Below are 24,608 nucleotides of genomic sequence, written 5' to 3'. Positions count from 1 at the left end.
CTGCGCCGACCCGGCAGAGTGGAGGGGTAGCGAAACCGTCCGCAGAGAGGCAGCACCCGCCGTGACCAGCACCGTCCACACCACCGTCGACAGCCCGATCGGTCCGCTGCTGCTGGTCGGCGAGCGCTCCGCGACCGCGCCCGGCGGCCTGCTGCTGCACTCGCTCTCGATGACCGGCCAGAAGCGCGCCGCCACCGTCGGGCCGGACTGGACCGAGGACCCGGCGGCGTTCGCGGCCGTCGCCGAACAGCTGGCGCAGTACTTCGCCGGGGAGCGCGAGGAGTTCGAGATCGAGCTGCGCGCCACCGGCACCGAGTTCCAGCAGCGGGTCTGGGCGGCGGTCGACACCGTCCCGTACGGCGCGACCACCAGCTACGGCAAGCTCGCCGAGCAGATCGGCGCGCCCCGCGCGGCCGTGCGGGCGGTGGGCATGGCGATCGGGGCGAACCCGCTGCTGATCGTCCGGCCCTGCCACCGGATCGTCGGCTCGACCGGCGCGCTCACCGGCTACGCGGGCGGGCTGGAGCGCAAGGAGTACCTGCTCACCCGCGAGGGCGCGCTCGGCTGAGTCGGCCCGGCCCGACTCAGCCGAACCGGCGGCGCAGCGGCTCCAGCAGGTCGTTCGCCACCCACTCCAGCGCCTCGACCAGCCGCAGCGGTCCGAGCGGCAGCCAGAGCGAGACCATCGACAGCCCGGCCTCGCCGAGCCGCCCGAGCGCGTCCAACAGCTGGCCGCTGCTCGCGCCGGGGCCGCCGAGGGGCTCGCCGGGCAGCGGCACCTCGGGCTCGAAGCCGGGCGGGACGACGAAGCAGACGGTGGAGAGGGTCAGCTCGCCCGGGTCGCGGTAGAACTCCTCGCCGAACCGGGCGAGCCGCTCGCGCACCTCGCGCACCTGCTCGGGCGTGCTGACGCCGCCGTGCCAGCCGTCGCCGAACCGCAGGGCGCGGCGCAGCGCGGCGTCGCTCTGACCGCCGATCCAGATGTCCGGGCCGCCCTTCGCCCGTGGGGCGGTTGCCGGGACCACCCCGTCGAAGCTGGTGAACCGGCCGGTGTGGGTGACCGGCGGGCCGGACCAGAGCGCGCGCAGCAGCTCCAGCGCCTCGTCGGTGCGGGCGCCGCGGTGGCGCACCTCCAGCCCGAGCGCGGCGAACTCCGCCGGGTCCCAGCCGGTGCCGACGCCGAGGGTGAACCGGCCGCCGGAGATCACGTCCAGGGCGGCGGCCTGCTGGGCGACCACCAGGGGGTGGCGGTAGGGCAGGGCCAGGATGCTGGTGGCCAGCCGGATCCGGGCGGTCGCGCCGGCCACCGCGGCGAGCGTGATCAGCGGGTCGAGGTTGGCGCCGCCCTCGCTGGCCAGCAGGTGGTCGGACATCAGCAGGTAGTCGAGGCCGAGCTGCTCGGCCCGCAGTGCGGTCTGCAGCACCGCCCCGCCCCCGTGGGCCCGCCAGCGCGGGGGCTCCAGTGACACGCCCAGTTGCATCCGTCCGCCCTCCGCCGCGCAGTACGATCCGTTCCCGGCCACCCTAGACGTTGGCTCACGCTCCGTTAGGCACCATTCATGTTGTACTATGCAACTGAAATCCCCGTGACCAAGGAGACGTCGTTGTCCGGCCGAGACGCCTCGATCGAGACCATCCAGCGCGAGCTGACCGCGTTCGCCCGCCGGGCCCGGCACAAGGCCTCGCAGATGCACCCGGGGCTGACCCTGGTGATGTACAGCATGCTCGACCTGATGAACGAGCGCGGCGGCTGCCGGGCGGCCGACCTCGCCGCCCACTTCCTGCTCGACAAGTCGACGGTGAGCCGGCAGGTGAGCGCCCTGGAGAAGCTCGGGCTGGTCAGCCGCGAGGTCGACCCGGAGGACCACCGGGGCCAGATCCTGCGGCCCAGCGAGGCCGGGCTGGTGCTCCTGCGGGAGGCCTACGAGGTGCGGCGGCAGTCCTTCACCGAGCGGTTCACCGGGTGGAGCGACGCCGACCTCGCCGACCTGGCCCGCCACCTGGTCCGCTACGGCGAGGCGGACTGACGCCGGGTCAGCCCCGGCAACCGTGCCCCGAACGCGCCGTGGCCGCCCGGTCCGACGACGATGTCGGACCGGGCGGCCACGGGCCGAACGGGGTTCAGCGGTCGGCGATCACCGGGATCAGTACGCCGAGTGGGTCTGCCAGAACGCCCAGGCGGCGTTCGGGCTGCCGTAGGTGTCGTTCATGTACTGCAGCGCCCACTTGATCTGGGTCGCCGGGTTGGTCTGCCAGTCGGCGCCGGCCGAGGCCATCTTGTTGCCGGGCAGGGCCTGCGGCAGGCCGTAGGCGCCGGAGCTCGGGTTGGTCGCGGTGACGCTCCAGCCGCTCTCGTGGCTGATGATCTGGTCGAAGGAGGCCAGCTGGTCGGCCGGGACGATGGACGCGGCCAGCGCCTGCAGCGAGCCCGCCGAGGAGTCGGTCGAGGCGGTCACGGCGGTCTGGGCGGCCGGGGCCGACTGCTGCGAGGAGCCGCCGCCGGAGTTGCCCGAGTTGTCGGAGCCGGCGGAGTTGGCGGAGCTGGACGAGTCCGTGGCGGGCGCGGACTGCTGCTGCACCGGGGCGCTCTGCTGCTGCACCGCCGGGGCGGCGGCCTGCTGGTGGCCACCCAGCGACAGGTGCTGGCCGGGGAAGATCATGTTCGGGCCGTGCGGCAGCACCGACTTGTTCAGCTCGAACAGCGACTGCCAGCCGCCCTGCACGCTGTGCGAGGTGGCGATCTTGGACAGGGTGTCGCCGGAGACGACGGTGTAGGACGCGGGGGCGGCCTGCTGCTGGGCCACCGGGGCGGCCTGCGGGGCGGTGCGCACCGGCGCGGCGGCCTGCTGCACCGGGGCGGCGTGCTGGGCGGCGTGGTGGTGCTGCTGCACCGAGTGGTGCTGCGGCGCGCGGTGCTCGGGGGTGGCGGCGCTGGCGCCACCGGCGGCGATCAGCGGCAGACCGGCGCCGACACCGGCGAGGACGGCGACGGCGACCGCGCGCTTCATGGCGGCGCGGCTGGGCAGGGTGGGACGACCGTTGACGGACATCGTGCGTTTCCTCTCCCACGCCTACGAGGTGAGCTGTCGGATTCGGGCTGGAGTTGCCCGGCCGCGCTGAGCGCGGCTTCACCCCAAGCCCCGTCCGGACGGATCCGGACCGGGCGACTTACCTGTGGTTCCCCCGCCCCTGCTGCGGTGCTGGTGCACGTGCTCACTCGTTCCGGCAGCAGGGCTCGGCGTTCCGGAGAGCGAGGTTCGTGTGGAGACGAACGAGATGCACCGTAAACAGGCCGAAGGTCCTATCACAAGCGGATGTGAGGTGTCTCATGTTCGGCCGGGGGGCTCGACGGGAAGCCGAACGGGGCCGTCCGGACCGGACGACCCCGTGCCGCACGGGCCCCACGGGACCCCACGGATCGGGCCCCCGCGGCCCGCCCGGTTCAGCCCAGGTGCCAGCCCTTCGGGTCCAGCCCGCCGGGGACCACCCCGGCCGGACCGTACGGCTGCCGGGTCAGCACCAGGCCGCCCAGGTCGAGGTGCGAGAGCGAGCCGTCGACGGCCGGCACCATCCGCAGCGGCTCGCCGGCGAAGTAGCCGTCCTGCGCCGTCCAGCTGCCGTCCGCCTCGCGCTGGAACCTGGTCCGGCCGCCCGCCCGGCCCGCCTCCCGCAGCTCCAGCTCCCCGCAGGAGAGCAGGTGCAGGGTGAGCGGCGCCGGCCCCCAGAACCACGGCCCGGTCGCCGCCAGCAGCTCCGGCGCCACCTCGATGACGGGCCGCCAGGGCTCGGGGAACCGCGGCTCCTGCTCGGCGACGATCCGCACCAGGTCGGCGGCGACCGTGCCGGCGGCGGCACCTGACGTGGTGTTGGTCAGCGCGACCGCCGCCACGTCCTCCTCCTCGCAGACCCACAGGCCCGCCAGGAAGCCGGGCACCGAACCCGCGTGGCCGAAGAGCAGCCGCCCGTGCTCCCGGCGCAGCTGCAGGCCGAGCCCGTAGCAACTGGTCCAGTCGCCCTCCGGCGCGACCGCCGGGCGGCGCATCTCGGCCAGCGTCTCCGGCGCGAGCACCTTCTCGTTCCCGCCGCACAGGAACGCGGCGAACCGGATCAAGTCGGCGGCGGTGGACCAGAGTTGCCCGGCCGGCGCCATCGGCCCGGTGTCGGTGAGCGGCTCGGGCATCATCACGTCCGCCCACGGGTGCACCGCGAAACCGCCGGCGTGCGGGGCCTGCGGCAGCAGCGTGGTGCGGGTCATGCCCAGCGGCTCCAGCAGCTCCTGGCGCAGCACCTCCGCCCAGGGCTCCCCGCGCAGCCGCTCCACCAGCGCGCCGAGCAGCGCGTAGCCCGGGTTGGAGTAGCGGAACCGCTCGCCCGCCGGATAGCGGAACGGCTGCTCCTCCAGCAGCTCGCCGGGCTCGGGCCGGGCCGCCCAGTGGGCCCGCTCCCACCAGGGTCCGGGCGGTTCAGCGGTGAGCCCGGCCGAGTGGCCGAGCAGTTCCCGCACCGTCGCCCGGCCGGCCGCGGTGCCCGGCAGGTGCTGCTCCAGCGGGTCGGCCAGGTCGAGCAGGCCCTCGTCGCGCAGCCGCAGCACCAGCACCGCGGTGAAGGTCTTGGTGATCGAACCGATCCGGAACTGCACGTTGGCATCGGGCGCGTGACCCTCGATCATGCTGCGGGCCCCGGACCACACCAGCTGCCCGCCGCGCAGCACGGCACCGATCAGCGACGGCGCCCGGCCGTCCGCCTGACCGACGGCCACCCGGTGCAGGAGCGCCCGACGGGTCTGGGGCAGCAGTTCCAGGGACGGCAACTCGTCCGACACATCCGGCATCTGACCTCGCATTCGCAGCTGTGGGGTGGCCGACGTTCGACCTTACCCGGACCGGGCCGCGATGGCCCGGCAATATGCGGCTCACGGTCCGACCCGGCCCGTGGGGGGCGCGGGCGACGGCGGTCGGCGCCGCGCGTGTCGGGGTCGCCGAGGCCCGCGGAAGGCCGCCGCGGCCCGCAAGACCCGAGGTCCCGGACACCTACTGGTGTGCGCGGGGGGCGCGTGGCTGGCTAGGGTCAGCTCCCATGAGACGCCGCGGCACGCCCACCCCCGCCCCCCTGCCGCAACGCCGCGGGGTGGACCCGGTGCGGATGCGGCTGCCGCTGGACGGCGAGTGGGCCACCGTCGCCGAGTACCTGGCGCACCGGCTGCCCGCGCGGCTCGGCGAGCGGCTGGACGAGATGGTGCGCGGCGGCGAGATCGTCGCCACCGACGGCCCGATCGACGCCCGCACCCCCTACCGGCCCGGCACCAGCGTCTGGTTCCACCGCGACCTGCCGCCCGAGGTGCCGGTGCCGTTCCCGCTCGACGTGCTGCACCGCGACGAGCGGCTGGTGGTGCTGGACAAGCCGCACTTCCTGGCCACCATGCCGCGCGGCAGCCACGTGGTGGAGACGGCGCTCTCCCGGCTGCGCGACGAGCTGGACCTGCCCGCGCTGGTGCCCGCGCACCGGCTGGACCGGCTGACCGCCGGACTGGTGATGTTCGTCGCCGACCCGGCGGCCCGCGGCGCCTACCAGACGCTCTTCCGGGACCGGCTGGTGCGCAAGGAGTACCGGGCCGTCGCGCCCTACCGGGCCGACCTGGAGCTGCCGGTCACCGTGCGCAGCCGGATGGTCAAGGTGCCCGGCGAGCTGGCGGCGTGGGAGGAGCCGGGCGAGGTGAACGCGGTCAGCGAGGTCGAGCTGCTGGAGCGGCGCGGCGACCTGGCCCTCTACCGGCTGCTGCCGCACACCGGGCGCACCCACCAGCTGCGGCTGCACATGTGCTCGCTCGGCGTGCCGATCACCAACGACCCGATCTACCCGCAGGTGCTGCCGGCCACCGTGCCGGACGACTTCTCCGCACCGCTGCAGCTGCTGGCCGTCGGCCTGGACTTCACCGACCCGATCACCGGCCGCGAGCTGAGCCTGCGCTCGCGCCGCACCCTGAGCGCCTGGGAGGCGTGAGCGATGACGGACCGGCGCAGCGAACTGCGGGAGCTGCTGTACGCCCACCCGGCGATGGCGCGCGAGCTGCCGCCGGCCTTCGACACCGCGGCGGTGCCGGACGGGCCCGGCGAGCTGTTCGCCGACTGGCTGATCGGCGCGCTGCGCGACGGGGTGCCGGACGCGCAGACCGCCGTGCTGGCCACCACCGGGCTGGACGGTGCGCCGGACGGGCGGGTCGTCGCGCTGCGCGAGCTGGATCCGGAGCCCGGCCTCTGGTGGTTCCACGCGGACGCCCGCAGCCCCAAGGGCCGGCAGCTGGCCGCCGACCCGCGGGCGGCGCTCACCTTCTACTGGCCGGCCCTGGGCCGCCAGGTGCGGGTGCGGGGCACGGTCGAGGCGGCGCCGGTCGAGCGGACGGCCGCGGCCTTCCGGGAGCTGAGCCCGAAGAGCCGGACGGCGGCGCTGGTCGGGCGGCAGAGCGAGCCGCTGGCCGGGCCGGAGCGGTTCGACCGGGCCTGGCGGGAGGCGGACCGGGAGCTGGCCGGGCAACCGGAGCTGGTGGTGGCCGAGTACCGGCAGTACGGGGTGCGGGCGGTGGAGGTGGAGTTCTGGCAGGGCTCCTTCGACCGCCGGCACCAGCGGCTGGCCTACCGGCGGGCGGGCGAGGGGTGGCGGCGGGAGCTGCTCTGGCCGTGAGCCGGCGCGGACCGTCGGCCGTAGCGGGCGGTCGGCGTGTGGCCCGGGCCACTGGCGGGTCGAAATGTGACGGCACGGCGCCACACCCTGACGCTGCGTCGAGCGCGCGGCCTCCGCGGCCGGTGGCCTCGGTCACACCGGACCCCAGGAGGCCGCCGTGATTTGCCGAGTTTTCGGTGGTTTTAGTCCGTTTTGCCCCGCAGGTTTCCGCGGGTAACGGCCGCTGGCCTGCGGCGATCCCGAAATGGTTGATATCGGGCAGCCGGTTCCCTAACTTCGATCTCAGCGCAGCAAGCGCTACCCGGGATCACCCGAGAGCCCGACCGCGGAACACGTGGTCCGGAGCGGGTGCGCCGGGACGGAGCAGGGCGTCAGACACGTCACGCTCCGTCCACCGGATGCGGCCCAGGAACCCAGTCACTCACCTGACCTTGGTTCCGTGCGGCCCCTGGGACCTTGTCGAGAGGGACAGAATTGACTTTCCGTAACGAGAACACCGCCACCACCGCCGCCGCCACCGAGACCCCGAAGAAGCGCAACCGGGTCCGCATGGCGGTCATGGGTGGCGTCATCGCCGCCCTGCCGGTGGCGGGCCTCGTGACGGCCACCACGGCCTCCGCCGCCTCCACCTCCACGTGGAACGCCGTCGCCCAGTGCGAGAGCACCGGCAACTGGAGCATCAACTCCGGCAACGGTTTCTACGGCGGCCTGCAGTTCACCTCGTCCACCTGGGCCGCCTACGGCGGCACCCAGTACGCGCCGCAGGCCAACCAGGCCACCCCGGCGCAGCAGATCGCGGTCGCCGAGAAGGTCCTGGCCGACCAGGGCCCGGGTGCCTGGCCGGTGTGCTCGGTGCAGGCCGGGCTGACCGCGGGCGGCGCCCCGGCGCAGGTGGACACCTCCTCCAGCACCACCGCGAGCAACACCAGCTCCACCAGCAACACCAGCTCCAGCAACAACAGCACCACCAACACCCCGGCCCCGGCCGCCCAGCAGCAGACCGCCCCGGTCCAGCAGCAGGCCCAGCCGGCCGCCCCGGTCCAGCAGGCCGCCCCCAAGGCCGCCCCGCAGACCCAGGGCACCGCCAAGCAGGAGCACCGCAAGGCCAAGCAGGCGCCCACCACCGGTGGCTACACCGTCAAGAGCGGTGACACCCTGAGCGCCATCGCGGCGGCCAACGGCACCACCGTCCAGTCGCTGTACGCGAAGAACGCCTCCGTCATCGGCGGCAACCCGGACCTGATCATGCCGGGCCAGGTCCTCAGCATCTGATCCGATCCAGGTAGCCGCTCCAGGCAGCCGACCGCGTGCCCCCGAACCACCGCCATGGTTCGGGGGCACGCGGCGTTTCCGCGCGCGGTGGTTCGGGGCAGGTCTGCTGGGAACGCAGTCGCCACCGAGGAGTAGTCGTGGTCCAGCAGCTCACCCACCGGTTCGTCGAGGTCAACGGAGTCCGCCTGCACGTCGCCGAGCAGGGCAGCGGACCGCTGGTCCTGCTGCTGCACGGCTTCCCCGAGAGCTGGTACTCCTGGCGCCACCAGTTCGCCCCGCTGGCCGCCGCCGGCTACCGGGTGGTCGCCCCGGACCAGCGCGGCTACGCCCGCAGCGAGCGCCCCGCCGACCCCGGCGCCTACACCCTGCCGCACCTGGTCGGCGACGTGGTGGCGCTGATCGCCGCGCTCGGCGAGGAGAGCGCCGTGGTGGTCGGCCACGACTGGGGCGCCCCGGTCGCCTGGACCACCGCGCTGCTCCGCCCCGACCTGGTCCGCGGCGTGGCCGGTCTGAGCGTCCCGCCGCTGCTGCCCGGCGGCCTCGGCCGCACCGAGCACGCCCGCAGCAGCTACGGCGACGGCTTCTACCAGCTCTACTTCCAGACCGAGGGCGTGGCCGACGCCGAGCTGGCCGCCGATCCGGCGCTGACCTTCCGCAAGCTGCTGGTCGGCGGCAGCGGCGACAACCCGCACGACCCCCGGCCCTGGGTGGTCCCGGACGGCCAGGGCCTGCTCGGCCTGCTCGACCGGGTGCCGGAGCTGCCCGGCTGGCTCACCGAGCAGGACATCGAGGCATTCGTGGCCGACTACGCCACCCACGGCGAGCACGCCTTCACCGGCCCGCTCAACTGGTACCGCAACATCGACCGGAACTGGGAGCTGCTCGCCGCCTTCAACGGCCTGGGCATCACCGTCCCGGCGCTCTACGTGATCGGCGACCGCGACATGGTCACCACCCTGCGCGGCGTGCGCCGGCTGCGCGAGCAGCTCCCCGCCGTCGCCCCCCGGCTGCACCGCAGCATCACCCTGCCCGGCTGCGGCCACTGGACCCAGCAGGAGCGCCCGGCCGAGGTCAACGAGGCCCTGCTGGACTTCCTCGCGCACCTGGACAAGCAGGCGTAGGACCCCGGAGGACGGGCCAGCCACGCGGGTGGGGGCCGGTAGGAATACAGTCATCGACGTCAGCGTCTCACCGATACGCCGGAAGAGGATCATGAGCACCACGCACTACGACGTCGTTGTCCTGGGAGCGGGCCCGGGCGGTTACACCGCCGCCGTCCGCTCGGCCCAGCTGGGCCTGAAGACCGCGGTCATCGAGGAGAAGTACTGGGGCGGGGTCTGCCTGAACGTCGGTTGTATCCCCTCCAAGGCCCTGCTGCGCAACGCCGAGCTGGCCACCATCTTCACCCGCGAGGCGAGCACTTACGGGATCAAGGTCGAGGGCCAGGTGACCTTCGACTACAACGAGGCGTTCAAGCGCAGCCGCAAGGTGGCGGACGGCCGGGTGGCCGGCATCCACTACCTGATGAAGAAGAACAAGATCGACGAGTACGACGGCCGCGGCACCTTCGTCGACGACCACACCCTCCAGGTGGCGCTGTCCGCCGGCGGGCACGCGACCGTCACCTTCGACCACTGCATCATCGCCGCCGGTGCCACCACCCGGCTGCTGCCCGGCACCTCGCTGAGCGACCGGGTGGTGACCTACGAGGAGCAGATCCTCAGCGACAACCTGCCCGAGTCGATCATCATCGCCGGTGCCGGCGCGATCGGCGTCGAGTTCGCCTACGTGCTGAACAGCTACGGCGTGAAGGTGACCATCGTCGAGTTCCTCGACCGGGTGGTCCCGCTGGAGGACGTCGACGTCTCCACCGAGCTGGGCAAGCAGTACAAGAAGCTCGGCATCGAGATCCTCACCTCGACCCGGGTGGACTCGATCGACGACTCCGACCCGAACAGCAAGGTGAAGGTCACCGTCACCCGCAACGGCCAGCAGGAGGTGCTGGAGGCCGACAAGGTGCTCCAGGCCATCGGCTTCGCGCCGCGGGTCGACGGCTACGGCCTGGAGGCCACCGGTGTCGCGCTGACCGAGCGCCGGGCCATCGCGGTGGACGGCCGCGGCCGCACCAACGTGCCGCACATCTTCGCGATCGGCGACGTCACCGCCAAGCTGATGCTGGCGCACGCCGCCGAGTCCATGGCCGTCATCGCCGCCGAGACCATCGGTGGCGCGGAGACCATGGAGATCGACTTCGTGATGGTGCCGCGCGCCACCTACTGCCAGCCGCAGGTGGCCAGCTTCGGCTACACCGAGGCGCAGGCCCGCGAGAAGGGCTACGACGTCAAGGTCGCCAAGTTCCCCTTCACCGCGAACGGCAAGGCGCACGGCCTGGCGCACCCGATCGGCTTCGTCAAGGTGATCAGCGACAACACCCACGGCGAGCTGCTCGGCGCGCACCTGATCGGCCCCGAGGTCACCGAGCTGCTGCCCGAGCTGACCCTGGCCCAGCAGTGGGACCTGACGGTCCACGAGGTGGCCCGCAACGTGCACGCCCACCCGACCCTGGGCGAGGCCGTCAAGGAGGCCATCCACGGCCTCGCCGGACACATGATCAACTTCTGATCGTCCGTCAGCAGCACCCGAGTGGGGCCGCCCGGTAGGGCGGCCCCACCGCTGTGTCGGCTCCGGTGCGTCAGCCGGCGGCCCGGGTGGTCACCGAGACCTCGCGCACCCGCATCGGATGCCCCGGCTCGGTGGCCGCCGTGGCCGTGCCGCCGAGCGCGGCCGGCAGCCCGCCGCCCACCGCGACGTCCAGCACCAGGAACATCCCGTGGTGCACCGCCTGGTCCCAGGCCGCCGGATCGACCTGGTCCGCCGTCACCCGGTGGTACTCGGTGGCGTCCAGGTACCAGCGCACCTGCTCCGGCGAGGTGGACCGGTCCACCTCCACGGCGAAGGTGTGGTAACCGGACTGGCAGTCCTGGCACGGGTGTTCGCCCGAGCCCAGGCCCTGCGGCTCCTGGCAGGGCCCGCCCGGGGTGGTGCCGCAGTGCATGGTGCCGAGGATCGAGCCGCGCCCGTTCACCGACTCCATCACGTCCAGCTCGCCGATCCCCGGCCAGCCGGTGTACCCGTTGCGCAGGGCGCCGCCGAGGGTCCAGAAGGCGGGCCAGATGCCGCCGGCCGCCGGGCCGGTCGCGTCCGGCAGCTGGATCTGCGCCTCGATCCGCAGCACCCCGCCGGGCGGGGCGGCCAGGTCGGCGCTCTTCGACTCCAGCCGGCCCGAGCTCCAGCGCCCGTCAGGCCCCCGGGTCGGCACGATCTCCAGCGCGCCCTGGCCGTCCAGGTGCACGTTCTGCGTCGAGTCGGTCATCGTCTCCAGCTCGCCGGTGCCCCACTGCGGGGCCGGGCAGCCCGGGTAGCAGGTGCCGGTGTCGTAGACCCAGCGGGACGGGTCGGGCGGCGAGCCGGCCGCGCCCTGGAAGTCGTCGTGCAGCAGCTCGGTGACGCCCTTCGCGGGCACCAGCCCGGCGTCGGCGAGCAGCTTCTCCAGCCGGGGCGCGAGCACCACGGCGGCGACGTTGGTCAGGTGCGCGTCGTCCCGGTAGAGCAGGATGTGCTCCAGCACCGCCGGGCAGCTGCCGCCCGAGCCGGGGCAGAGCACCTGGTTCACCGAGACCGCCCGCACGCCCGGTTCCCGCCCGGCCGCCACCGCCTCGGCCAGCGGGTCCGGCCAGGTCGCCGAGGCCCTCGGGAAGGAGCAGGCGCCCGGGTCGTCCGGGTGGCCGGAGACGCAGGCCGGCACGTCCTGGCCCGGGATCGGGGTGTCGGTCAGGTAGACGATCGGCACGCCGAGCGCGCGCAGCGGGGCGAGGGTCTGCTCCCAGGCGTGCGAGAGCAGTTGCTGGTCCTGGGTGTAGCGGTTGAGCGAGCCGATCACGATCAGCCGGGGCTTGGGCTCGGTGCGCAGCCGGTCCAGGGCGTTCGCCCGCCAGCTGTCGCACTCCCGGTACTCCCGGCCCAACTGCGGGTTGGTAACCGTCAGTTGCGGCAGCGGGCAGCCCTGTTTCACCAGCTCCTCCAGCGCCCAGTGCCGTTCGCCGGCGATGCCGAGCAGGGCGGAGAACCACTGGCCGGCGTGCGAGTCGCCGAGCAGCACGATCCGGTTGCCGGTGGAGGTGTCGCCGAAGGTGCAGGGCGGGCTGCTGGTCGCGGTCGGCGGCACCTCGCAGGCGCCGTCCGGCGGGAAGTCCTTGCGGGCCTGCGCCGCCGTCGGCACCACCGCCGGCACGGTGCGCGGGGCGGTGGAGGGCAGCAGCAGGGTCGGGCCGGACGGCGCGCCCGGCGGCAGGCCGGCCAGGTTCACCGGCGTGCCGGGGCCGAGCAGCCGCAGCGTCCCGGTCCCGACCACCAGTGCCAGCACCACCGGCAGGATCACCGCGCTCAGGCCCAACGAGAGCCCTCGACGCGGCAGTTCGACGACCACCCGGTTGCGGCGCAGCGGCCGCTCGATCCACCGCATGGTGGCCAGCGCGGGCAGTGCGGAGGCTGCGGTCAGTGCGGTCAGGGCTGGCCAGCCCAGGCTGCCGAACCGGGCCTGCACCAGCACCAGCACCGGCCAGTGCCACAGGTAGAGGGTGTAGGAGAGCCGGCCGACGGCGCGCGGGGCGCGCAGCCCGAGCAGCCGGCCCGGCCCGTACGGCGTCTCGGCGCCGATGCCCGCCAGGAGCAGCGCGGCGGCGCCCGCGGTCGGCAGCAGCGCCGCCCAACCCGGGTACGGGGTAAGGCCGGTGAACTCCAGCACCGACCAGCCGACGGCCGCCAGGCCGGCCCAGCCGACCAGCGCCCGCAGCGGGTGCGGGAGCCGCAGCCGCTCGGCCGGCAGCAGCGCCAGCGCGGCGCCCGCGCCCAGCTGCCAGGCCCGCGAGGGCGAGCCGAGGTAGGCCAGCGAGACCGAGCCGTGCGTCCAGCGCAGCGACAGGGCGAACGAGGCCAGCATCATCAGGGTCACCAAGGCGGCCCAGGCCCACCGGAAGTGACGCCTGGTCAGCCAGAGCAGCAGGGCCAGCAGCGGGGCCCAGAGCAGGTAGAACTGCTCCTCCACCGCGAGCGACCAGAAGTGCAGCAGCGGGCTCGGATCGCGCCCGGCGGCCAGGTAGTCGGTCTGCTCGGCCACGTAGCGCCAGTTGGCCACCGACAGGGCGGCCGCCAGCACGTCGTGCTCCAGGTCGGCGCGGCGCAGCGGTCCGGTGAGCCAGACCCCCGCCAGCGCCACCACCGAGAGCACCGCGGCGGCCGAGGGCAGCAGCCGGCGGGCTCGGCGGGAGTAGAACTCGGCCAGCCGTATCCGCCCGCTGAGCCTTGCCTCGCGCAGCAGTTGACCGGTGATCAGGTAGCCGGAGATCACGAAGAAGACGTCGACGCCGACGAAGCCGCCCGCCAGGTGCGGGATCCCGGCGTGGAAGGCGAGCACCGCCAGCAGGGCGAGCGCGCGCAGGCCCTCGATGTCCGGGCGGAACCCGGGCTCGCGCGGCACCGGGCCGCGGGCAGCAGGAGGTACGGGCTCCGACGGGGCAGCCGGAACCAGGGTGACAGCCATGGGTGTATCGGAACCTTTCAGCCGAGCCAGGGCAGCATCGGGCTGACCCAACCGGAGGCGAGCAGTGCGGTCAGGCCCAGTGCGGCGGTCACCGCGAGGCTCTCGGGCCAGCGGCGGGGCAGCACGCCGGCGGCGGGCTCGCGCCGGGTCAGCAGGGCGGCGGCCCGCTCGCGCAGGGCAGCGGTGGCGGGTGCGGGGCGCTCGCGGCGCGGCCGCAGCTCGGCCAGCAGGTCGCGCACCAGCGGCAGCCCGATCTGGGCCTGCACCACCAGGTAGAGGCCGAGGCCCCAGGTGGTCTCCCAGCCCTGGTCGGCGACGGCCCGGGCGAGTCCGGCGGCGGTGGCCAGCAAGGAGCCCGCCGTCCAGAGCAGCGACACCAGGACCACCCGGCGGGCCAGTCCGCCGGGCCGGGCGGTGCCGGCGCCGGTCGGCACCCAGGCGGCGGTGCGCCCGCGCAGGGTGTGCAGGAAGGCGGCGCCGGCCGCGATGCTCATCAGCACGTTGGCCCGGATCACCTCGACCCGCCAGCGGGTGCGGCTCACCCGGGGCAGCAGCACGTGCCAGAGCCAGAGCGGTGCGAGCAGCGGCAGCACGTGCCAGGGCCGCACCTGGGAGGGGTAGCAGTAGAGCATCACCAGCGGCGGCAGTGGCGCGGCGAAGATGTTCACGGCCATCGTCAGGTAGCCGACGATGCCCTCGTAGAAGCAGAGCCGCATCCGCCAGGGCGCCCCGATCCGCCCCAGGTCACGGCTGGTCAGCAGGTGCAGGTTGCCCATCGCCCAGCGGTACTGCTGGTTGACGAAGGAGGCCAGGCTGTCGGGCGAGGTGCCCTTGGCCACCAGCACCGGCACGTAGAGGGTGCGGAACCCCTGCTCGTGCAGCGCGAGCCCGGTGTACAGGTCCTCGCTGTGGTCGAGCCGGGCGAAGCCGCCGGCCGCCGCGAGCGCGCTGCGCCGGTAGACGGCGTTGCTGCCGCAGCAGATGGCCGCGTCGCTGGCGTCCCGGGAGGGCTGGATCCAGCGGAAGAACCACTCCTGGGCGGAGCCGGCGGCGCGTTCGATCCAGTTCATCGAGGCGTCGGTGTCGAAGCACTGCGGGCTCTGCACGATGCCGATCGCCGGGTCGGCGAAGTACGGCACCAGGTGGTGCAGGAAGTCCGGGCGCGGCGCGAAGTCGGCGTCCAGGATGGCGATGAGCTCGCCGTCGGACAGGGTCAGCGCGTGGTTCAGGTTGCCGGCCTTCTTGAACGCGCCGCGGTCCGGGCGGACCACGTACTCGAAGCCGAACTCCGCTGCCAGCGCGGCGACTTCACCCCGGTCCGCGTCGTCCAGCACCCAGACGGCGAGCCGGCCGGGCCAGTGGGCGGCGGCCACCGCGCGGTAGGCGTTGGCGAGCACGTCCAGCGGCTCGCCGCAGGTCGGCAGGTAGAGGTCGACGCTCGGCGCGCCGTCGGTCGGTTGCCAGGCGCGCACCAGCACCTCGTGCGACTGCCTGGTGAGTCGGCGGGTGCGCAGGCTGTTGGCCGAGGAGAGCGCCAGGGCCAGCACGTTGAGCGCCAGCACGGCGAGGAACCCCCACAGTGCCGGGGTGCGCAGTGCGAACGTGAGCATGGTCGCCGCCGTCAGGACGAAGGCGAGCGATGTACAGAGCAGGACCCACCGGCGTTGCGGGCCGAAGTACCAGTAGAGCTCCTGGTCGTTCGGTGGTGCCGGAAGGTGATGGACAGTCATGTGGCCCCCACAGCCGTGTCGAACAGCGTCCGCGCACCAGAGTAGCCGATTGGTATAGACCACTTGTGACGGGGTGGTGCTCGCGGGTGAACACGGGGCCAACGATCATGAGGACGACTCAGGGCGGGCCCCGGTGGGGCCCGCCCTGAGTGTGTTCGACCTGGTGGGGTCAGCCGATCGCGTGCGAGAGCAGCGCGCCGTCGCCGTTGGCCTGGGTGGTCTGGCCCACGTTGCAGATCTGGTGCAGCTGCTGGTTGGCGATCGGGACGTCCGCCTGGACCGGGATGAGGCCGACCTGGACGTGGTGCACCTCGGGCAGGCACAGGTTCAGGTTGTCCAGGGCGTGGTAGTTGGGGCTGTGGTCCCCGACGGTGCCGGTGTGGTTGGTGCCGCCGTCACCGGAGACCGAGGCGCCCGAGCCGTCCGCGTCGCCGATGGCCATGGCCGGGGAGGCGATCGCCGCAACCGACGCCACGGCGAGACCGGCGCCAGCCAGAACCTTCTTGATCATGGGTCATCTTCCTTCCGAAGGACCGGCGGCGCGGCTGCCACGGGCCGACCGCCGGTGTACGTACCGACGCCGTGTGCAACGCGCGCCCCTCGGGGAGGACACTGCGCCGGGGTGGAAGTCACCCGTCCGATGGTGTGCGCGGCGGCAGGCTGACCGGCCCGCCCCGCGCGCTCAGTCTTGTGCGGGCCGGTCGGCGAGCCAGTGGCGGCGGCCGATGCTGATCAGCCGCAGCTGGTCGCGGGCCAGCGCCGCGATCCGCCGTTCGGCGGCGCGCGAGCCGGTCGGCGCCTCCAGGAAGGCGGCGGCCGTGGCCACCAGGTGCTCCACGTAGAGCCCCGCCAGCATCCGCAGCTCCGGCTCGCTCCAGCCCGCGCCGTCCGGCAGGGCGCCGAGCGCCGCCGCGGTCTCGCTGGTGAAGGCGGCCAGCTCGGCCGCGATCGCCTCGCGCACCGGCTGCACCCCGCCGTGCCGCTCGCGGGCCAGGAAGCGCATGTGCGGGCGGTGCTCGCGCACGTGCCGGGCGATCACCGCGATGGTCCGGTCGATCAGCTCACTCGGCTCGCCCTGCTCGGCCAGGATCCGACGGATCATCAGGTGCAGGCTGGCCAGCGACTCGGCGACCAGCACCACGCCCAGCTCGTCCAGGTCGCGGAAGTGGCGGTAGAAGCCGGCGGGGGACAGGCCCGCCTCCCGGGTCAGCTCGCGCACGCCCAGGCTGCTCAGGTTCTGGTGCTCCAGCAGGCGCAGACCGGCGTCGAGCAGGGCGCGGCGGCTCTGCTCCTTCTGGGCCTGCCGGGTGCCGCCGGGTCTCGGCTGCTCGGGTGCCGTCGGGCCGCTTGCTTCGGAAGTGTGACTCACGTCATTCAGTAAACAACCGTTCGCCGACTTTGGCCAGCGTATGCTGGAGATGTCGGCGAACAGTTGTTAGCTGAAAAGGCTGAGAGGGTGTCATGTTCTTCTTCGTGCTGCTTCTGGCCGGGGTCCTGATCGGTGCCGCCGCGCACCTGCCGCTCTCCGGTTTCCTGCTCGCGGCCGCGCTGATCGGCGGCTGGCTGCTGCTCTTCGGGGCCCGCGAGGGCCTGGCCCGGCTGCGCCGCGACCGTGCGGCGGTGACCCGCTGATGGACACCACGACCACGACCACGGCGGTGGCGCCCGGTGCGGCCGAGCGGGTCCGGGTCGGGGAGTCCGACGGCATGGCCGTCGCCTCCTTCGTGCTCGGGCTGATCGGACTGCTGCTCTTCAACCTGGTGCTCGGCCCGCTCGCCCTGGTGCTCGGCGGCCTGTCGCTGGCCCGGGGCACCGGGCGGCGCGGCCGGGCGCTGCTCGGCATGGCACTGGGCGCGGCCGACCTGGTCGTGCTGGCCGTCGCGCTGATCGGCGGGCACGGCGCGATCTGGCAGGTCAGCTGAACCTGCCGCGGGAACGAACCGGGCCGGCCCCCGTCACGGGGGCCGGCCCGGTTGTGTGCTGCTGGTGCGTCAGAGCGGCAGCAGGTCGGGGCGCTTCGCCTCGACGTGGTCGCCGGAGGACTCCCCGCGCAGCCGCCGGCCCACCCACGGCAGCAGGTGCTCGCGCGCCCACTGGATGTTCTCCTGGCGCACCTCGGCCGGGCTGTGCGGGTGCTCGGTCGGCCACGGCTCGGCCGGGTCGTCCGCGGTGGCCAGCCCGAGCGAGCGGGCGGCCAACAGGGCGACCCGCTGGTGGCCCTCGGGGGACAGGTGCAGCCGGTCCTCGCTCCAGGCCCGCCGGTCCTGCAGCGTGCGCAGCGACCAGAGGTCCGCCACCGCGCAGTCGTTGCGGTCGGCCACCGCGCGCATGTGCATGTTGTACGTGGCGATCTTGCCGCGCAGGTGCTTCAGCAGCGGCACCCCCCGGGTGTCGAACCCGGTGAAGATCAGCACCCGGCCGGCGCTCTCGCGCAGCGCCACCACCGCGTTCTCGAAGCGCTCCGCCACCTCGTCCGGGTCGGCGCCCGGGCGCAGGATGTCGTTGCCGCCCGCGCACAGCGTCGCCAGGTCGGGGGCCAGCCGGCGCACCTGCGGGAGCTGCTCGGCGATGATCTGGTCGAGCAGCCGACCGCGGATGGCCAGGTTGGCGTAACGGAACTCGCCCTCCGGACGCCCCGCCGCCAGCAGCCCGGCGAGCCGGTCCGCCCACCCGGCGAAGCCGCCGTCCGGCGCGGGGTCGTTCAGTCCCTCGGTGAAGCTGTCCCCGAGGGCCGCGTAGGAGTTGAGGTCAAGGGTCTCCAGTTGGTCAGCCATGACGGAGATGCTTCACCATCTCAAGTGACCTACGCCACCGTAGGTGGGGGGTGGCGCAGCGTGACATCGGCCACCCCGGATCCGGGAATACGCCGGATGGTTGGTGCGCGGTGGGTCAGGGGCGGTGCGTCCAGGCCGAGTTGGACCGGGCCGGGCCGGCGGCGGCGAGCGCGAGCAGCGCGGCCAGGGCGGCGGGCACGGCCAGCGGGGTGGTCTGGTCGGTGTGCCGCACCAGCACCGCGCCGACCAGCGCCCCGCCGCCGAGGGTCAGCACGGAGAGCAGCTGGCGCCCGGCCCGCTCCTCGAACCGGCCGGCGCGGCCCGACTCGGCGAACACCGCGGTGATCGTGCGGGTCAGCACGGTGGTGGTCAGGTCGGGGACGGCGACGAGTGCGACCAGCGCGTTCTGGATCCCCATCGCGAGCGCCAGCACGGCGGTGCTCAGGTAGCGCGAGCTGTCCGAGCTGCCCGCCGCCGGCGGGTCGACCGCCAGCACCAGCGCGGCCGCGCCCACCAGCACGGTCTCCGCCGCGATCGCCCGCAGCAGCGCGCGCCCGCGGTGCGCGACCGGCCCGAGCAGCCGCCCGCCGAGGAACGCGCCCGCGGCGAAGGCGGCGAGCGCGACCAGCGAGGAGGCGATCGAGAACCCGGGCGCGCCGGCCAGCGCGAAGCCGAGGAAGACCACGTTGCCGGTCATGTTCGCCACGAAGACGTGACCCAGCATCAGGTAGCTCACCGCGTCGATCATCCCGCTGAGCACGGTCAGCCCCAGCAGCATCGGCGGCAGCGGCCCGTGCGGGTCGCCCCCACCGGGCAGCACCGTCCGCCACGCACCCCGCACCAGCGCCCGCACCCGTCCACCACCGCCCCTCTCTCCGTGTCCGAGGGGAGCTTAGGACGCCCGCCGACCCGCCCCCCGGCGGCGCGCGGGTGGCCCGCCGGACGGGGGGTTACGGGTCGTCACCCGGACGGGAGGGCCGGTGCGGCCGGTCGTCGCAGGGGTGCTGGGCGGGGCGGGTGATCGGGTTGGCCTGGGCGGATGAGGAGGGGTTACCGGCCCGCCCGAACCGGCGAGACTGCCAGCACCCCGTTCGCTCACGATCGGAAGAGGTGCCAGTCATGACCCTCACCCTGCTCCTGCTGACCGTGCCGCCGGCACTCGCCCTGGTGCTCACCCTCACCGACCCCAACCGCTACCGCGCCGGCTCCCCGCGCCCCCGCCGGGGCCGGCACGCCGCCGGACGCCCCCGGATGGAGGCCGAAACGGAGGGGTAGTCTCCCACCCGGGGAGAAACGGGGGGTGGTGCTGCGATGGATGCGCAGAACAGGTCGGCGGACGGTGCCCGGACACCGGGCGGGAGCGGTGGTGCCGGGAGACCGGTCCCGCCGCCGTCCTCGGTGATCGTCCTGGCCCGGGCCGTGGGCGGTTCCCGGGACCGCTACCGCCGCTACCAGGTCCTGATGGACGGTCAGCCGGCGGGCACCATCGGACACGGGGAGACGCGGCGCTTCGAGGTGCCGCCCGGCGCGCACCGGCTCCAGCTCGCGGTCGGCCAGTGCACCAGCCGGACGCTGGCGAGTGCGACCGCTCCCGGCGAGGTCAGCTGCTACGTCTGCGGTCCGAGCCGCCGGTTGGCGAGGAACGTGTTCGCGACCGTGGCCGACCTCACCACCAGGCGCAACGACTACATCGCCCTGGAGCGCACGGCGGAGCCGGTGGTCGCCTCCCGGGCCGCCCGGACGGCGGACCGGGCGGCGAACTGGCGCAACGGGGCGGTCCTCGCGATGGTCGCCGGCCTGCTCTGGACCAAGACCGGTGTGGCGGCCACCGCCGGCGGCGTGCTGCTCCTGCTGGGCGCGGCCGTCGGCGGCGTGGCGGTGTTCGTGGAGTGGGTGGTCGCCCGGGAGACCCCGAACCACCGCGGCTGGTAGCACCCGCGCCGCCCGGCCGTTCGTCCGACGGCCGGGCGGCGCGGCCGCCTCACCGCTGCGGCAGCGCCAGCAGCGGCGTCACGCACACGCTGTGCTCCGCTGGCGAGCCCGCCACGGGCAGCCGCTGGCGGCGCAGCGCGTAGTGGTAGGCCTCGCGCTCGGTCGGGCTGGCGAAGTGGCGCTGGTGGCGCGGGAGCGCGTCGGCCCGGGTGACGGTGAGCCGGTGCGCGGTCAGGCAGCTGACGATCTCCTCGGTCGGCTGCCCGTACACCGGCCAGCCGAGCACCGCCGGCGGGGTGGTCTGCAGTGCGAGCACCCGGGAGAGCGTGGTGAAGCCGCCGGTCGCCAGCACCAGGTCGGCCCCGCCCAGGGCCTCCCGGTCGGCGTCGGTCGGTTCGGCCCGCTCCAGGTCGGTGCGCACCACGGCGTCGAGCAGCCCGCTGGCCAGCCCGTAGTCGGTGGCCGCCCCGGCGGTGTCCACGCCGACGACGGTCAGCGAGCGGTCCACCCAGCGCGCGCCGAAGTGCGCCCGGTCGCGGGCCAGCGGGCCGTCCGGGTCGGCGGGGCAGGTGTAGAGCCGGGCCAGGCCGGCGAAGTCGACGCCGTGCTTGAGCAGCGCGGCGTTGATCCCGTAGCCGCAGGCGAGGTCGACGACCTTGAGCCGGCGGCGCCCGCGCCGGCGGCGCAGTTCGGCGAGGGTGGCGCGGAGCAGTCCGCGGCTGAAGTCGGGGCTGCGGTAGCGCAGCGGGGCGAGGCGGCGGACGTACTCGTGCGGGTGCGGCTGCTGGTACGGCGCGGGGAACGGCGGCTTGCCGAAGGGACTCAAGGCGGCCTCCTGGGTCGTCCTGACGGAGCGTCAAGCTTGGCATGCCCAGGGCGACCCGGGCGGCTGACGCTCCGACGACCACCCGTGCGAGGGGCGGCGCACGGGAAACCGCGCGCCGCCCCGCTCACCCGAACCGGTGCCTCACCCCCACGGGGGCGTCACTCGTGCTGCAGGCCCGCCGCCCCCGTGCGCCGCCACAGCGGGAGCAGGCCCAGCAGCGTCACCGCGAGCACCGCGGCGGCCCCGGTGCCGGTGAGCACCCCGATGTCGCGCCAGGCGAAGCCCACCGGCAGCCGGGCCAGCCCGAGCAGCGCGGCGGCCAGCGCCAGCCCGGCCGCCAGCGCCAGCGCGAGCCCGACCAGCACCGGGATGACGCTCTGCCAGAGCAGCGACCAGGCCAGGGTGCGCCGCCGGGTGCCGAAGGCGGTCAGCACGGCCAGCGTCCGGCGCCGGTCGCGCAGCTGCTCCAGCAGGCCGACCAGCATGCCGGCGCCGATCAGGGTGAGCACGGCCGCCGTGCCGGCGGTCAGCGCCCGGCGGATGCCGAGGAACCCCTGGTCCTGCATCGGGTCGCTCGGCCGGTACAGCACGTTGTGCAGGTCGAGCAGGGTGACGGCGGTGCGGATCCGCTCCTCGGCGTCCGGCAGCCCGGGCGCGGGGTGCAGCTGCAGCTGGGCCTGCTGGTCGTGCAGCAGCGCGGCGGGCAGCGCCTGCGGGGTGGCCAGCACGGTGGTGACGGGTGACCGCCCGGGGTGGTCGCCCGGCAGCGAGACCGGTCCGGTGATCACCGCCCGGGCCGCCGGCAGCTGCCAGGTCACCGGGCCGCCGTACACCGCGAGGGTGTGCCCGGTCACCGCGGCGCCGGTCCCGGGCACGGTGAAGACGTCCCCGGCCGCGCAGTCCGGCAGCGGGGCGAAGGTGCGCAGGGTCGCGCAGTCGGCCACCGTCACGCTGACGTACCGGTTCTGGTCGTCGACGGCCTCGGTGCCGAAGGAGGTGTAGCCGATCACGTCCGCCACCTCGCCGCCGGCCCGCAGCCGGTCGGCGTACTGCTGCGCCTGGTCGCCGCTGGCGTCCTGGAACCGGACGCTGAGCACCGAGCGGTCGGTGAAGCCCGCCAGGTCGTCGGAGCGCTGGTTGGCGAGCGCGCCGAGCAGGGTCTGCAGGGCGATCGCCCCGGCCACCGTGACCACGATCCCGGTCACCGGCCGGGTGGCCGTCTCCGGGCTGAACCGCAGCCGCCCGAGCGCCAGTTGCCAGGCCGGCGGGCCGCCGCCGAGGCGGCCGAGCGCCCGCCCGGCCAGGTCGAGCAGCGGCGGCAGCAGCAGGGTGGTGCCGACCAGCAGCAGGAGCAGCCCGGCGACCAGCACCGCGAGCCCCTGGGTGCCGTAGACCCCGGCGAGCTTGTCCCGCTCGGAGACCAGCAGCGCGGTGCCGAGCGCGGGCAGCGCGATCCGCCACCAGACCCGGCGCGGCGCCGTCCGGGTGCCGCGCACCACGCCGAGCGGCTCGGCGGCGATCCGGCGCATGGTCAGCAGGGTGACCAGCACCGCGAGCACCGGCACGGCCAGCAGCGCGAGCGCCGCCAGCGCCGGCTGCGGCTGCACGTCCACCGCGAAGACGCTCAGCCCGCTGACCGTGACCCGCTCGATCAGCTGACGGCCGATCAGGAAGAACCCGACGCCGAGGGCGATGCCGAGCACCGCCCCGCCGAGCGCCTCGCCGGCCGCGATCCGGGCGGTGGTGGCCCGGTCCGCGCCGGTCAGCCGCAGCGCGGCCAGCCGGCGGTCGCGGGCCTCGCCGCCGAACCGCACGGCGGCGGCCAGGAAGACGCCGACCGGGCAGAGCAGGATCACCACCCCGGCGACGGTGAGCAGCACCAGCACCGGGTCGGTGGGCTTGGGCGGCAGCGGGTCGGCGAAGTGGTCGAGGCGCACCGCGTCGGAGCTGTCGGCGGTGAGCTGGTCGCTGCCCAGGTAGAACATCAGGTCGCCGGGCCCGATCAGGCCGCTCTCGCCGATCGTGCCGGTGATCGGGCCGGGCAGCCGGTCGCGCAGCACCCGGCCGTCCGGGGAGTCGAGCAGCCGGGCCAGCGCGGGGGAGACCGCCATCGCGCCGGGGGCCGGGTAGCCGGTCAGCCCGGGCGGCACCGGGGCGGCGGGGCCCTCGGCGCGCACCACCCGGCCGACCACCCGGGTGCCGTGGTACTCGGTGTCGACGCCGCTCATCAGCAGGGTGCGCGGCGACGGGTCGATCCGGACGCCGGCCATCATCGCGCCGGACTGCTCGCGCAGCCGGTCGTCGCGGTGCGCCCGCACGCTCGGGAAGGAGGCGGCCAGCAGCAGGGTGGCCACCCCGAGGCCGACGCCGATCGCGGTGAGCACGGTGCGCAGCCGGGCGTCCCGACCGCCGGTGAGGGCCATCCGCAGGCCCAGCGCGAGGCCGGTGAACCAGCGGACGGCGGCGGGCAGCAGGGGAGCGGAGTCCTGACGGTCCGTCACAGCAGTCGGCCCCCGTCCGCGGTGCGGCCGTCCCGGACCACGACCTCGCGGTCGGCGTAGGCGGCCACCCGCATGTCGTGGGTGATCAGGACCACGGCCGCGCCGCTCTCCCGGGCGGCCGAGCTGAGCAGGCCCATCACGCGCTCGCCCTGCAGCGAGTCGAGCGCGCCGGTGGGCTCGTCGGCGAAGACCACGGACGGCTCGGTGACCAGCGCGCGGGCGACGGCGGCCCGCTGGCCCTGGCCGCCGGAGAGCTCGCCGGGCCGCTTGCCGGCCAGTTCGCCGATGTCCAGCCGGGCCAGCCACTCGCCGGCCCGCTGCTCGGCGGCCCGCCGGCGTAGCCCGTTCAGCCGCAGCGGCAGCGCGGTGTTCTCCAGCAGGGTCAGCTCGGGCACCAGCTGGCCGAACTGGAAGACGAAGCCGAACTCGCTGCGGCGCAGCGCGCTGCGGGCCGCGTCCGAGCCGGCCCACAGGTCCTCGCCCCGGTAGTGCACCGTCCCCGCGTCCGGGCGGGTCAGGCCGGCCAGGCAGTGCAGCAGGGTGGACTTGCCGGAGCCGGAGGTGCCGAGCACCGCGACCAGCTCGCCGGGCAGCACGTCCAGGGTGGCGCCGGCCAGTGCGTGGGTGAGGCCGAAGGCCTTGTGCAGGTCGAGGCCGGCCAGCAGCGCGCCCTCGCGGGCGGTGGGGGCGGGCCGGGAGTTCTCCACGGAGGTGACGGGCATCGCTCAGCCACGCACCTTCCGGGCCAGCTCGTCCAGGCGGGCGGCGGTCAGCTCCAGCCAGCGCAGGTCGGCGTCCAGGTGGAACAGCGCGTGGTCGCAGAGCAGCTGGTCGGCGAGGTCGCCGGCGAGCTTGCGCTGGGTCAGCTCGCGCATCTGGCGCAGGTGTTCGGCGCGCTGGGTGTCCAGCAGCTCGCGGGCCGGCCGGCCGGTGAGCAGGGCCAGCACCACCTTGGTGTACAGGGTGCTCTGCAGGTAGGAGCTGGGCTGCTCGGGTTCGGCGAGCCAGCGGGCCACGTCGGTGATCCCGGCGTCGGTGATCACGTACCGCTTGCGTTCCGGGCCCTCGCCGGCCTCCGTGCCCTCCACCTCGACCAGGCCGTTCTTCAGCAGCCGGGAGAGGGTGGCGTACACCTGGCCGTAGGGCAGCGCCCGGGCCTTGCCGAACTGCTCGTCGTAGGCACGCTTCAGGTCGTAGCCGTGCCGGGGCTGGGTCTCCAGGAGGCCCAGGATGGTGTGTCCGAGTGACATGCCGGTGACTATACACATGATGTATACCTCGTGTGCATAGCCCCCC

Annotated in this window: 24 protein-coding genes and 1 riboswitch; of the genes, 11 read left to right on the top strand and 13 right to left on the bottom strand. The window is 74.4% G+C overall.

Going from position 1 to position 24,608, the window contains the following annotated elements; genetic code table 11:
* Window positions 1–61 precede the first annotated feature (61 nt).
* On the top strand, window positions 62–568 hold the full coding sequence (locus tag FHX73_RS33800) for a methylated-DNA--[protein]-cysteine S-methyltransferase (protein WP_246214040.1): 507 nt from the start codon (window positions 62–64) through the stop codon (window positions 566–568).
* Window positions 569–584: 16 nt separating this feature from the next.
* Here the strand turns inward: FHX73_RS33800 and FHX73_RS33795 are convergent, their stop codons facing one another.
* On the bottom strand, window positions 585–1,469 hold the full coding sequence (locus FHX73_RS33795; RefSeq protein WP_246214039.1) for an LLM class flavin-dependent oxidoreductase: 885 nt from the start codon (window positions 1,467–1,469) through the stop codon (window positions 585–587).
* 135 nt (window positions 1,470–1,604) lie between these two features.
* Here FHX73_RS33795 and FHX73_RS33790 point away from each other — a divergent pair, with 135 nt between their 5' ends.
* On the top strand, window positions 1,605–2,027 hold the full coding sequence (locus FHX73_RS33790; protein ID WP_145909760.1) for a MarR family winged helix-turn-helix transcriptional regulator: 423 nt from the start codon (window positions 1,605–1,607) through the stop codon (window positions 2,025–2,027).
* Window positions 2,028–2,144: 117 nt separating this feature from the next.
* Here FHX73_RS33790 and FHX73_RS46740 read toward each other — a convergent pair whose 3' ends face one another.
* Window positions 2,145–3,050, bottom strand: a complete 906-nt coding sequence (locus FHX73_RS46740; RefSeq protein WP_145909759.1) for an aggregation-promoting factor C-terminal-like domain-containing protein — start codon at window positions 3,048–3,050, stop codon at window positions 2,145–2,147.
* A 3-nt stretch (window positions 3,051–3,053) separates the two neighbouring features.
* Window positions 3,054–3,216, bottom strand: a riboswitch (cyclic di-AMP (ydaO/yuaA leader).
* A gap of 226 nt (window positions 3,217–3,442) precedes the next feature.
* Window positions 3,443–4,831 (bottom strand): serine hydrolase domain-containing protein, encoded by a 1,389-nt coding sequence (locus FHX73_RS33780; RefSeq protein WP_145909758.1) that lies wholly within the window; start codon window positions 4,829–4,831, stop codon window positions 3,443–3,445.
* 245 nt (window positions 4,832–5,076) lie between these two features.
* Here FHX73_RS33780 and FHX73_RS33775 point away from each other — a divergent pair, with 245 nt between their 5' ends.
* The 5 genes from FHX73_RS33775 (at window position 5,077) to lpdA (ending at window position 10,572) form a co-directional block, all read left to right on the top strand.
* Window positions 5,077–6,000, top strand: a complete 924-nt coding sequence (locus tag FHX73_RS33775; protein WP_145909757.1) for a pseudouridine synthase — start codon at window positions 5,077–5,079, stop codon at window positions 5,998–6,000.
* A gap of 3 nt (window positions 6,001–6,003) precedes the next feature.
* On the top strand, window positions 6,004–6,678 hold the full coding sequence (locus FHX73_RS33770) for a pyridoxine/pyridoxamine 5'-phosphate oxidase (protein WP_145909756.1): 675 nt from the start codon (window positions 6,004–6,006) through the stop codon (window positions 6,676–6,678).
* A 474-nt stretch (window positions 6,679–7,152) separates the two neighbouring features.
* Window positions 7,153–7,950 carry a LysM peptidoglycan-binding domain-containing protein gene (locus FHX73_RS33765; protein ID WP_145909755.1) on the top strand — a complete coding sequence of 266 codons (798 nt, stop codon included), beginning with the start codon at window positions 7,153–7,155 and terminating at the stop codon, window positions 7,948–7,950.
* 137 nt (window positions 7,951–8,087) lie between these two features.
* Window positions 8,088–9,071, top strand: a complete 984-nt coding sequence (locus FHX73_RS33760) for an alpha/beta fold hydrolase (RefSeq protein ID WP_145909754.1) — start codon at window positions 8,088–8,090, stop codon at window positions 9,069–9,071.
* Window positions 9,072–9,162: 91 nt separating this feature from the next.
* The gene (gene lpdA / locus FHX73_RS33755; RefSeq protein WP_145909753.1) at window positions 9,163–10,572 is read left to right on the top strand and encodes a dihydrolipoyl dehydrogenase; all 1,410 of its coding nucleotides are present in this window, start codon (window positions 9,163–9,165) and stop codon (window positions 10,570–10,572) included.
* A gap of 70 nt (window positions 10,573–10,642) precedes the next feature.
* Here lpdA and FHX73_RS33750 read toward each other — a convergent pair whose 3' ends face one another.
* The 4 genes from FHX73_RS33750 to FHX73_RS33735 form a co-directional block, all read right to left on the bottom strand.
* On the bottom strand, window positions 10,643–13,549 hold the full coding sequence (locus FHX73_RS33750; RefSeq protein WP_145909752.1) for an acyltransferase family protein: 2,907 nt from the start codon (window positions 13,547–13,549) through the stop codon (window positions 10,643–10,645).
* 17 nt (window positions 13,550–13,566) lie between these two features.
* Entirely contained in the window at window positions 13,567–15,279 is a 1,713-nt protein-coding gene (locus FHX73_RS33745; RefSeq protein ID WP_145909751.1) for a glycosyltransferase family 2 protein, read from the bottom strand.
* A 169-nt stretch (window positions 15,280–15,448) separates the two neighbouring features.
* Window positions 15,449–15,790 carry a rodlet layer protein gene (locus FHX73_RS33740; RefSeq protein ID WP_145909750.1) on the bottom strand — a complete coding sequence of 114 codons (342 nt, stop codon included), beginning with the start codon at window positions 15,788–15,790 and terminating at the stop codon, window positions 15,449–15,451.
* A 171-nt stretch (window positions 15,791–15,961) separates the two neighbouring features.
* Window positions 15,962–16,648, bottom strand: a complete 687-nt coding sequence (locus FHX73_RS33735; protein ID WP_145909749.1) for a TetR family transcriptional regulator — start codon at window positions 16,646–16,648, stop codon at window positions 15,962–15,964.
* Window positions 16,649–16,740: 92 nt separating this feature from the next.
* Between FHX73_RS33735 and FHX73_RS45110 the strand changes: the two genes are divergently transcribed.
* Together FHX73_RS45110 and FHX73_RS33730 are read left to right on the top strand one after the other, a co-directional pair.
* Window positions 16,741–16,911, top strand: coding sequence for a hypothetical protein (locus FHX73_RS45110; protein ID WP_170305191.1), 171 nt, complete (start codon window positions 16,741–16,743; stop codon window positions 16,909–16,911).
* Window positions 16,911–17,201 (top strand): DUF4190 domain-containing protein, encoded by a 291-nt coding sequence (locus FHX73_RS33730; protein ID WP_246214038.1) that lies wholly within the window; start codon window positions 16,911–16,913, stop codon window positions 17,199–17,201. Before FHX73_RS45110 ends, FHX73_RS33730 begins: the two co-directional genes overlap by 1 nt.
* 69 nt (window positions 17,202–17,270) lie before the next feature.
* Here FHX73_RS33730 and FHX73_RS33725 read toward each other — a convergent pair whose 3' ends face one another.
* Together FHX73_RS33725 and FHX73_RS33720 are read right to left on the bottom strand one after the other, a co-directional pair.
* Window positions 17,271–18,053, bottom strand: coding sequence for an SGNH/GDSL hydrolase family protein (locus tag FHX73_RS33725; RefSeq protein WP_145909748.1), 783 nt, complete (start codon window positions 18,051–18,053; stop codon window positions 17,271–17,273).
* A 115-nt stretch (window positions 18,054–18,168) separates the two neighbouring features.
* The gene (locus tag FHX73_RS33720; RefSeq protein ID WP_145909747.1) at window positions 18,169–18,906 is read right to left on the bottom strand and encodes a YoaK family protein; all 738 of its coding nucleotides are present in this window, start codon (window positions 18,904–18,906) and stop codon (window positions 18,169–18,171) included.
* Window positions 18,907–19,172: 266 nt separating this feature from the next.
* On the opposite strand from FHX73_RS33720, the gene FHX73_RS45105 reads away from it, so the two are divergent.
* Both FHX73_RS45105 and FHX73_RS33715 read left to right on the top strand, forming a co-directional pair.
* Window positions 19,173–19,328: a hypothetical protein gene (locus FHX73_RS45105; protein WP_170305190.1), complete on the top strand. Its 156-nt coding sequence runs from the start codon at window positions 19,173–19,175 to the stop codon at window positions 19,326–19,328.
* Window positions 19,329–19,364: 36 nt separating this feature from the next.
* Window positions 19,365–19,985, top strand: coding sequence for a hypothetical protein (locus FHX73_RS33715; protein ID WP_145909746.1), 621 nt, complete (start codon window positions 19,365–19,367; stop codon window positions 19,983–19,985).
* Window positions 19,986–20,034: 49 nt separating this feature from the next.
* On the opposite strand, the gene FHX73_RS33710 is transcribed toward FHX73_RS33715, so the two are convergent.
* From FHX73_RS33710 to FHX73_RS33695, 4 genes are all read right to left on the bottom strand, one after another.
* Complete coding sequence (locus FHX73_RS33710; protein ID WP_145909745.1) at window positions 20,035–20,811, bottom strand: hypothetical protein; 777 nt, start codon at window positions 20,809–20,811, stop codon at window positions 20,035–20,037.
* 158 nt (window positions 20,812–20,969) lie between these two features.
* The gene (locus tag FHX73_RS33705; RefSeq protein ID WP_145909744.1) at window positions 20,970–23,312 is read right to left on the bottom strand and encodes an ABC transporter permease; all 2,343 of its coding nucleotides are present in this window, start codon (window positions 23,310–23,312) and stop codon (window positions 20,970–20,972) included.
* Complete coding sequence (locus FHX73_RS33700) at window positions 23,309–24,034, bottom strand: ABC transporter ATP-binding protein (RefSeq protein WP_145909743.1); 726 nt, start codon at window positions 24,032–24,034, stop codon at window positions 23,309–23,311. The genes FHX73_RS33705 and FHX73_RS33700 overlap by 4 nt, the downstream gene beginning before the upstream one ends.
* A 3-nt stretch (window positions 24,035–24,037) precedes the next feature.
* On the bottom strand, window positions 24,038–24,562 hold the full coding sequence (locus tag FHX73_RS33695) for a PadR family transcriptional regulator (protein ID WP_145909742.1): 525 nt from the start codon (window positions 24,560–24,562) through the stop codon (window positions 24,038–24,040).
* Window positions 24,563–24,608: the final 46 nt, after the last annotated feature.

The sequence above is a fragment of the Kitasatospora viridis genome, from assembly GCF_007829815.1.
GTDB lineage: Bacteria > Actinomycetota > Actinomycetes > Streptomycetales > Streptomycetaceae > Kitasatospora > Kitasatospora viridis.
This window is presented reverse-complemented; position numbering and strand designations above follow the sequence as displayed.

Excerpts from the sequence above, each read along its gene's own strand:
- FHX73_RS45110 (WP_170305191.1), top strand. The coding sequence starts at position 16,741 with ATGTTCTTCTTCGTGCTGCTTCTGGCCGGGGTCCTGATCGGTGCCGCC.
- FHX73_RS33715 (WP_145909746.1), top strand. The coding sequence starts at position 19,365 with ATGGATGCGCAGAACAGGTCGGCGGACGGTGCCCGGACACCGGGCGGG.
- FHX73_RS33770 (WP_145909756.1), top strand. The coding sequence starts at position 6,004 with ATGACGGACCGGCGCAGCGAACTGCGGGAGCTGCTGTACGCCCACCCG.
- FHX73_RS33700 (WP_145909743.1), bottom strand. The coding sequence starts at position 24,034 with ATGCCCGTCACCTCCGTGGAGAACTCCCGGCCCGCCCCCACCGCCCGC.
- FHX73_RS33775 (WP_145909757.1), top strand. The coding sequence starts at position 5,077 with ATGAGACGCCGCGGCACGCCCACCCCCGCCCCCCTGCCGCAACGCCGC.
- FHX73_RS33725 (WP_145909748.1), bottom strand. The coding sequence starts at position 18,053 with ATGGCTGACCAACTGGAGACCCTTGACCTCAACTCCTACGCGGCCCTC.
- FHX73_RS45105 (WP_170305190.1), top strand. The coding sequence starts at position 19,173 with ATGACCCTCACCCTGCTCCTGCTGACCGTGCCGCCGGCACTCGCCCTG.
- FHX73_RS46740 (WP_145909759.1), bottom strand. The coding sequence starts at position 3,050 with ATGTCCGTCAACGGTCGTCCCACCCTGCCCAGCCGCGCCGCCATGAAG.
- FHX73_RS33730 (WP_246214038.1), top strand. The coding sequence starts at position 16,911 with ATGGACACCACGACCACGACCACGGCGGTGGCGCCCGGTGCGGCCGAG.
- FHX73_RS33750 (WP_145909752.1), bottom strand. The coding sequence starts at position 13,549 with ATGGCTGTCACCCTGGTTCCGGCTGCCCCGTCGGAGCCCGTACCTCCT.
- lpdA (WP_145909753.1), top strand. The coding sequence starts at position 9,163 with ATGAGCACCACGCACTACGACGTCGTTGTCCTGGGAGCGGGCCCGGGC.
- FHX73_RS33740 (WP_145909750.1), bottom strand. The coding sequence starts at position 15,790 with ATGATCAAGAAGGTTCTGGCTGGCGCCGGTCTCGCCGTGGCGTCGGTT.
- FHX73_RS33780 (WP_145909758.1), bottom strand. The coding sequence starts at position 4,831 with ATGCCGGATGTGTCGGACGAGTTGCCGTCCCTGGAACTGCTGCCCCAG.
- FHX73_RS33695 (WP_145909742.1), bottom strand. The coding sequence starts at position 24,562 with ATGTCACTCGGACACACCATCCTGGGCCTCCTGGAGACCCAGCCCCGG.
- FHX73_RS33745 (WP_145909751.1), bottom strand. The coding sequence starts at position 15,279 with ATGACTGTCCATCACCTTCCGGCACCACCGAACGACCAGGAGCTCTAC.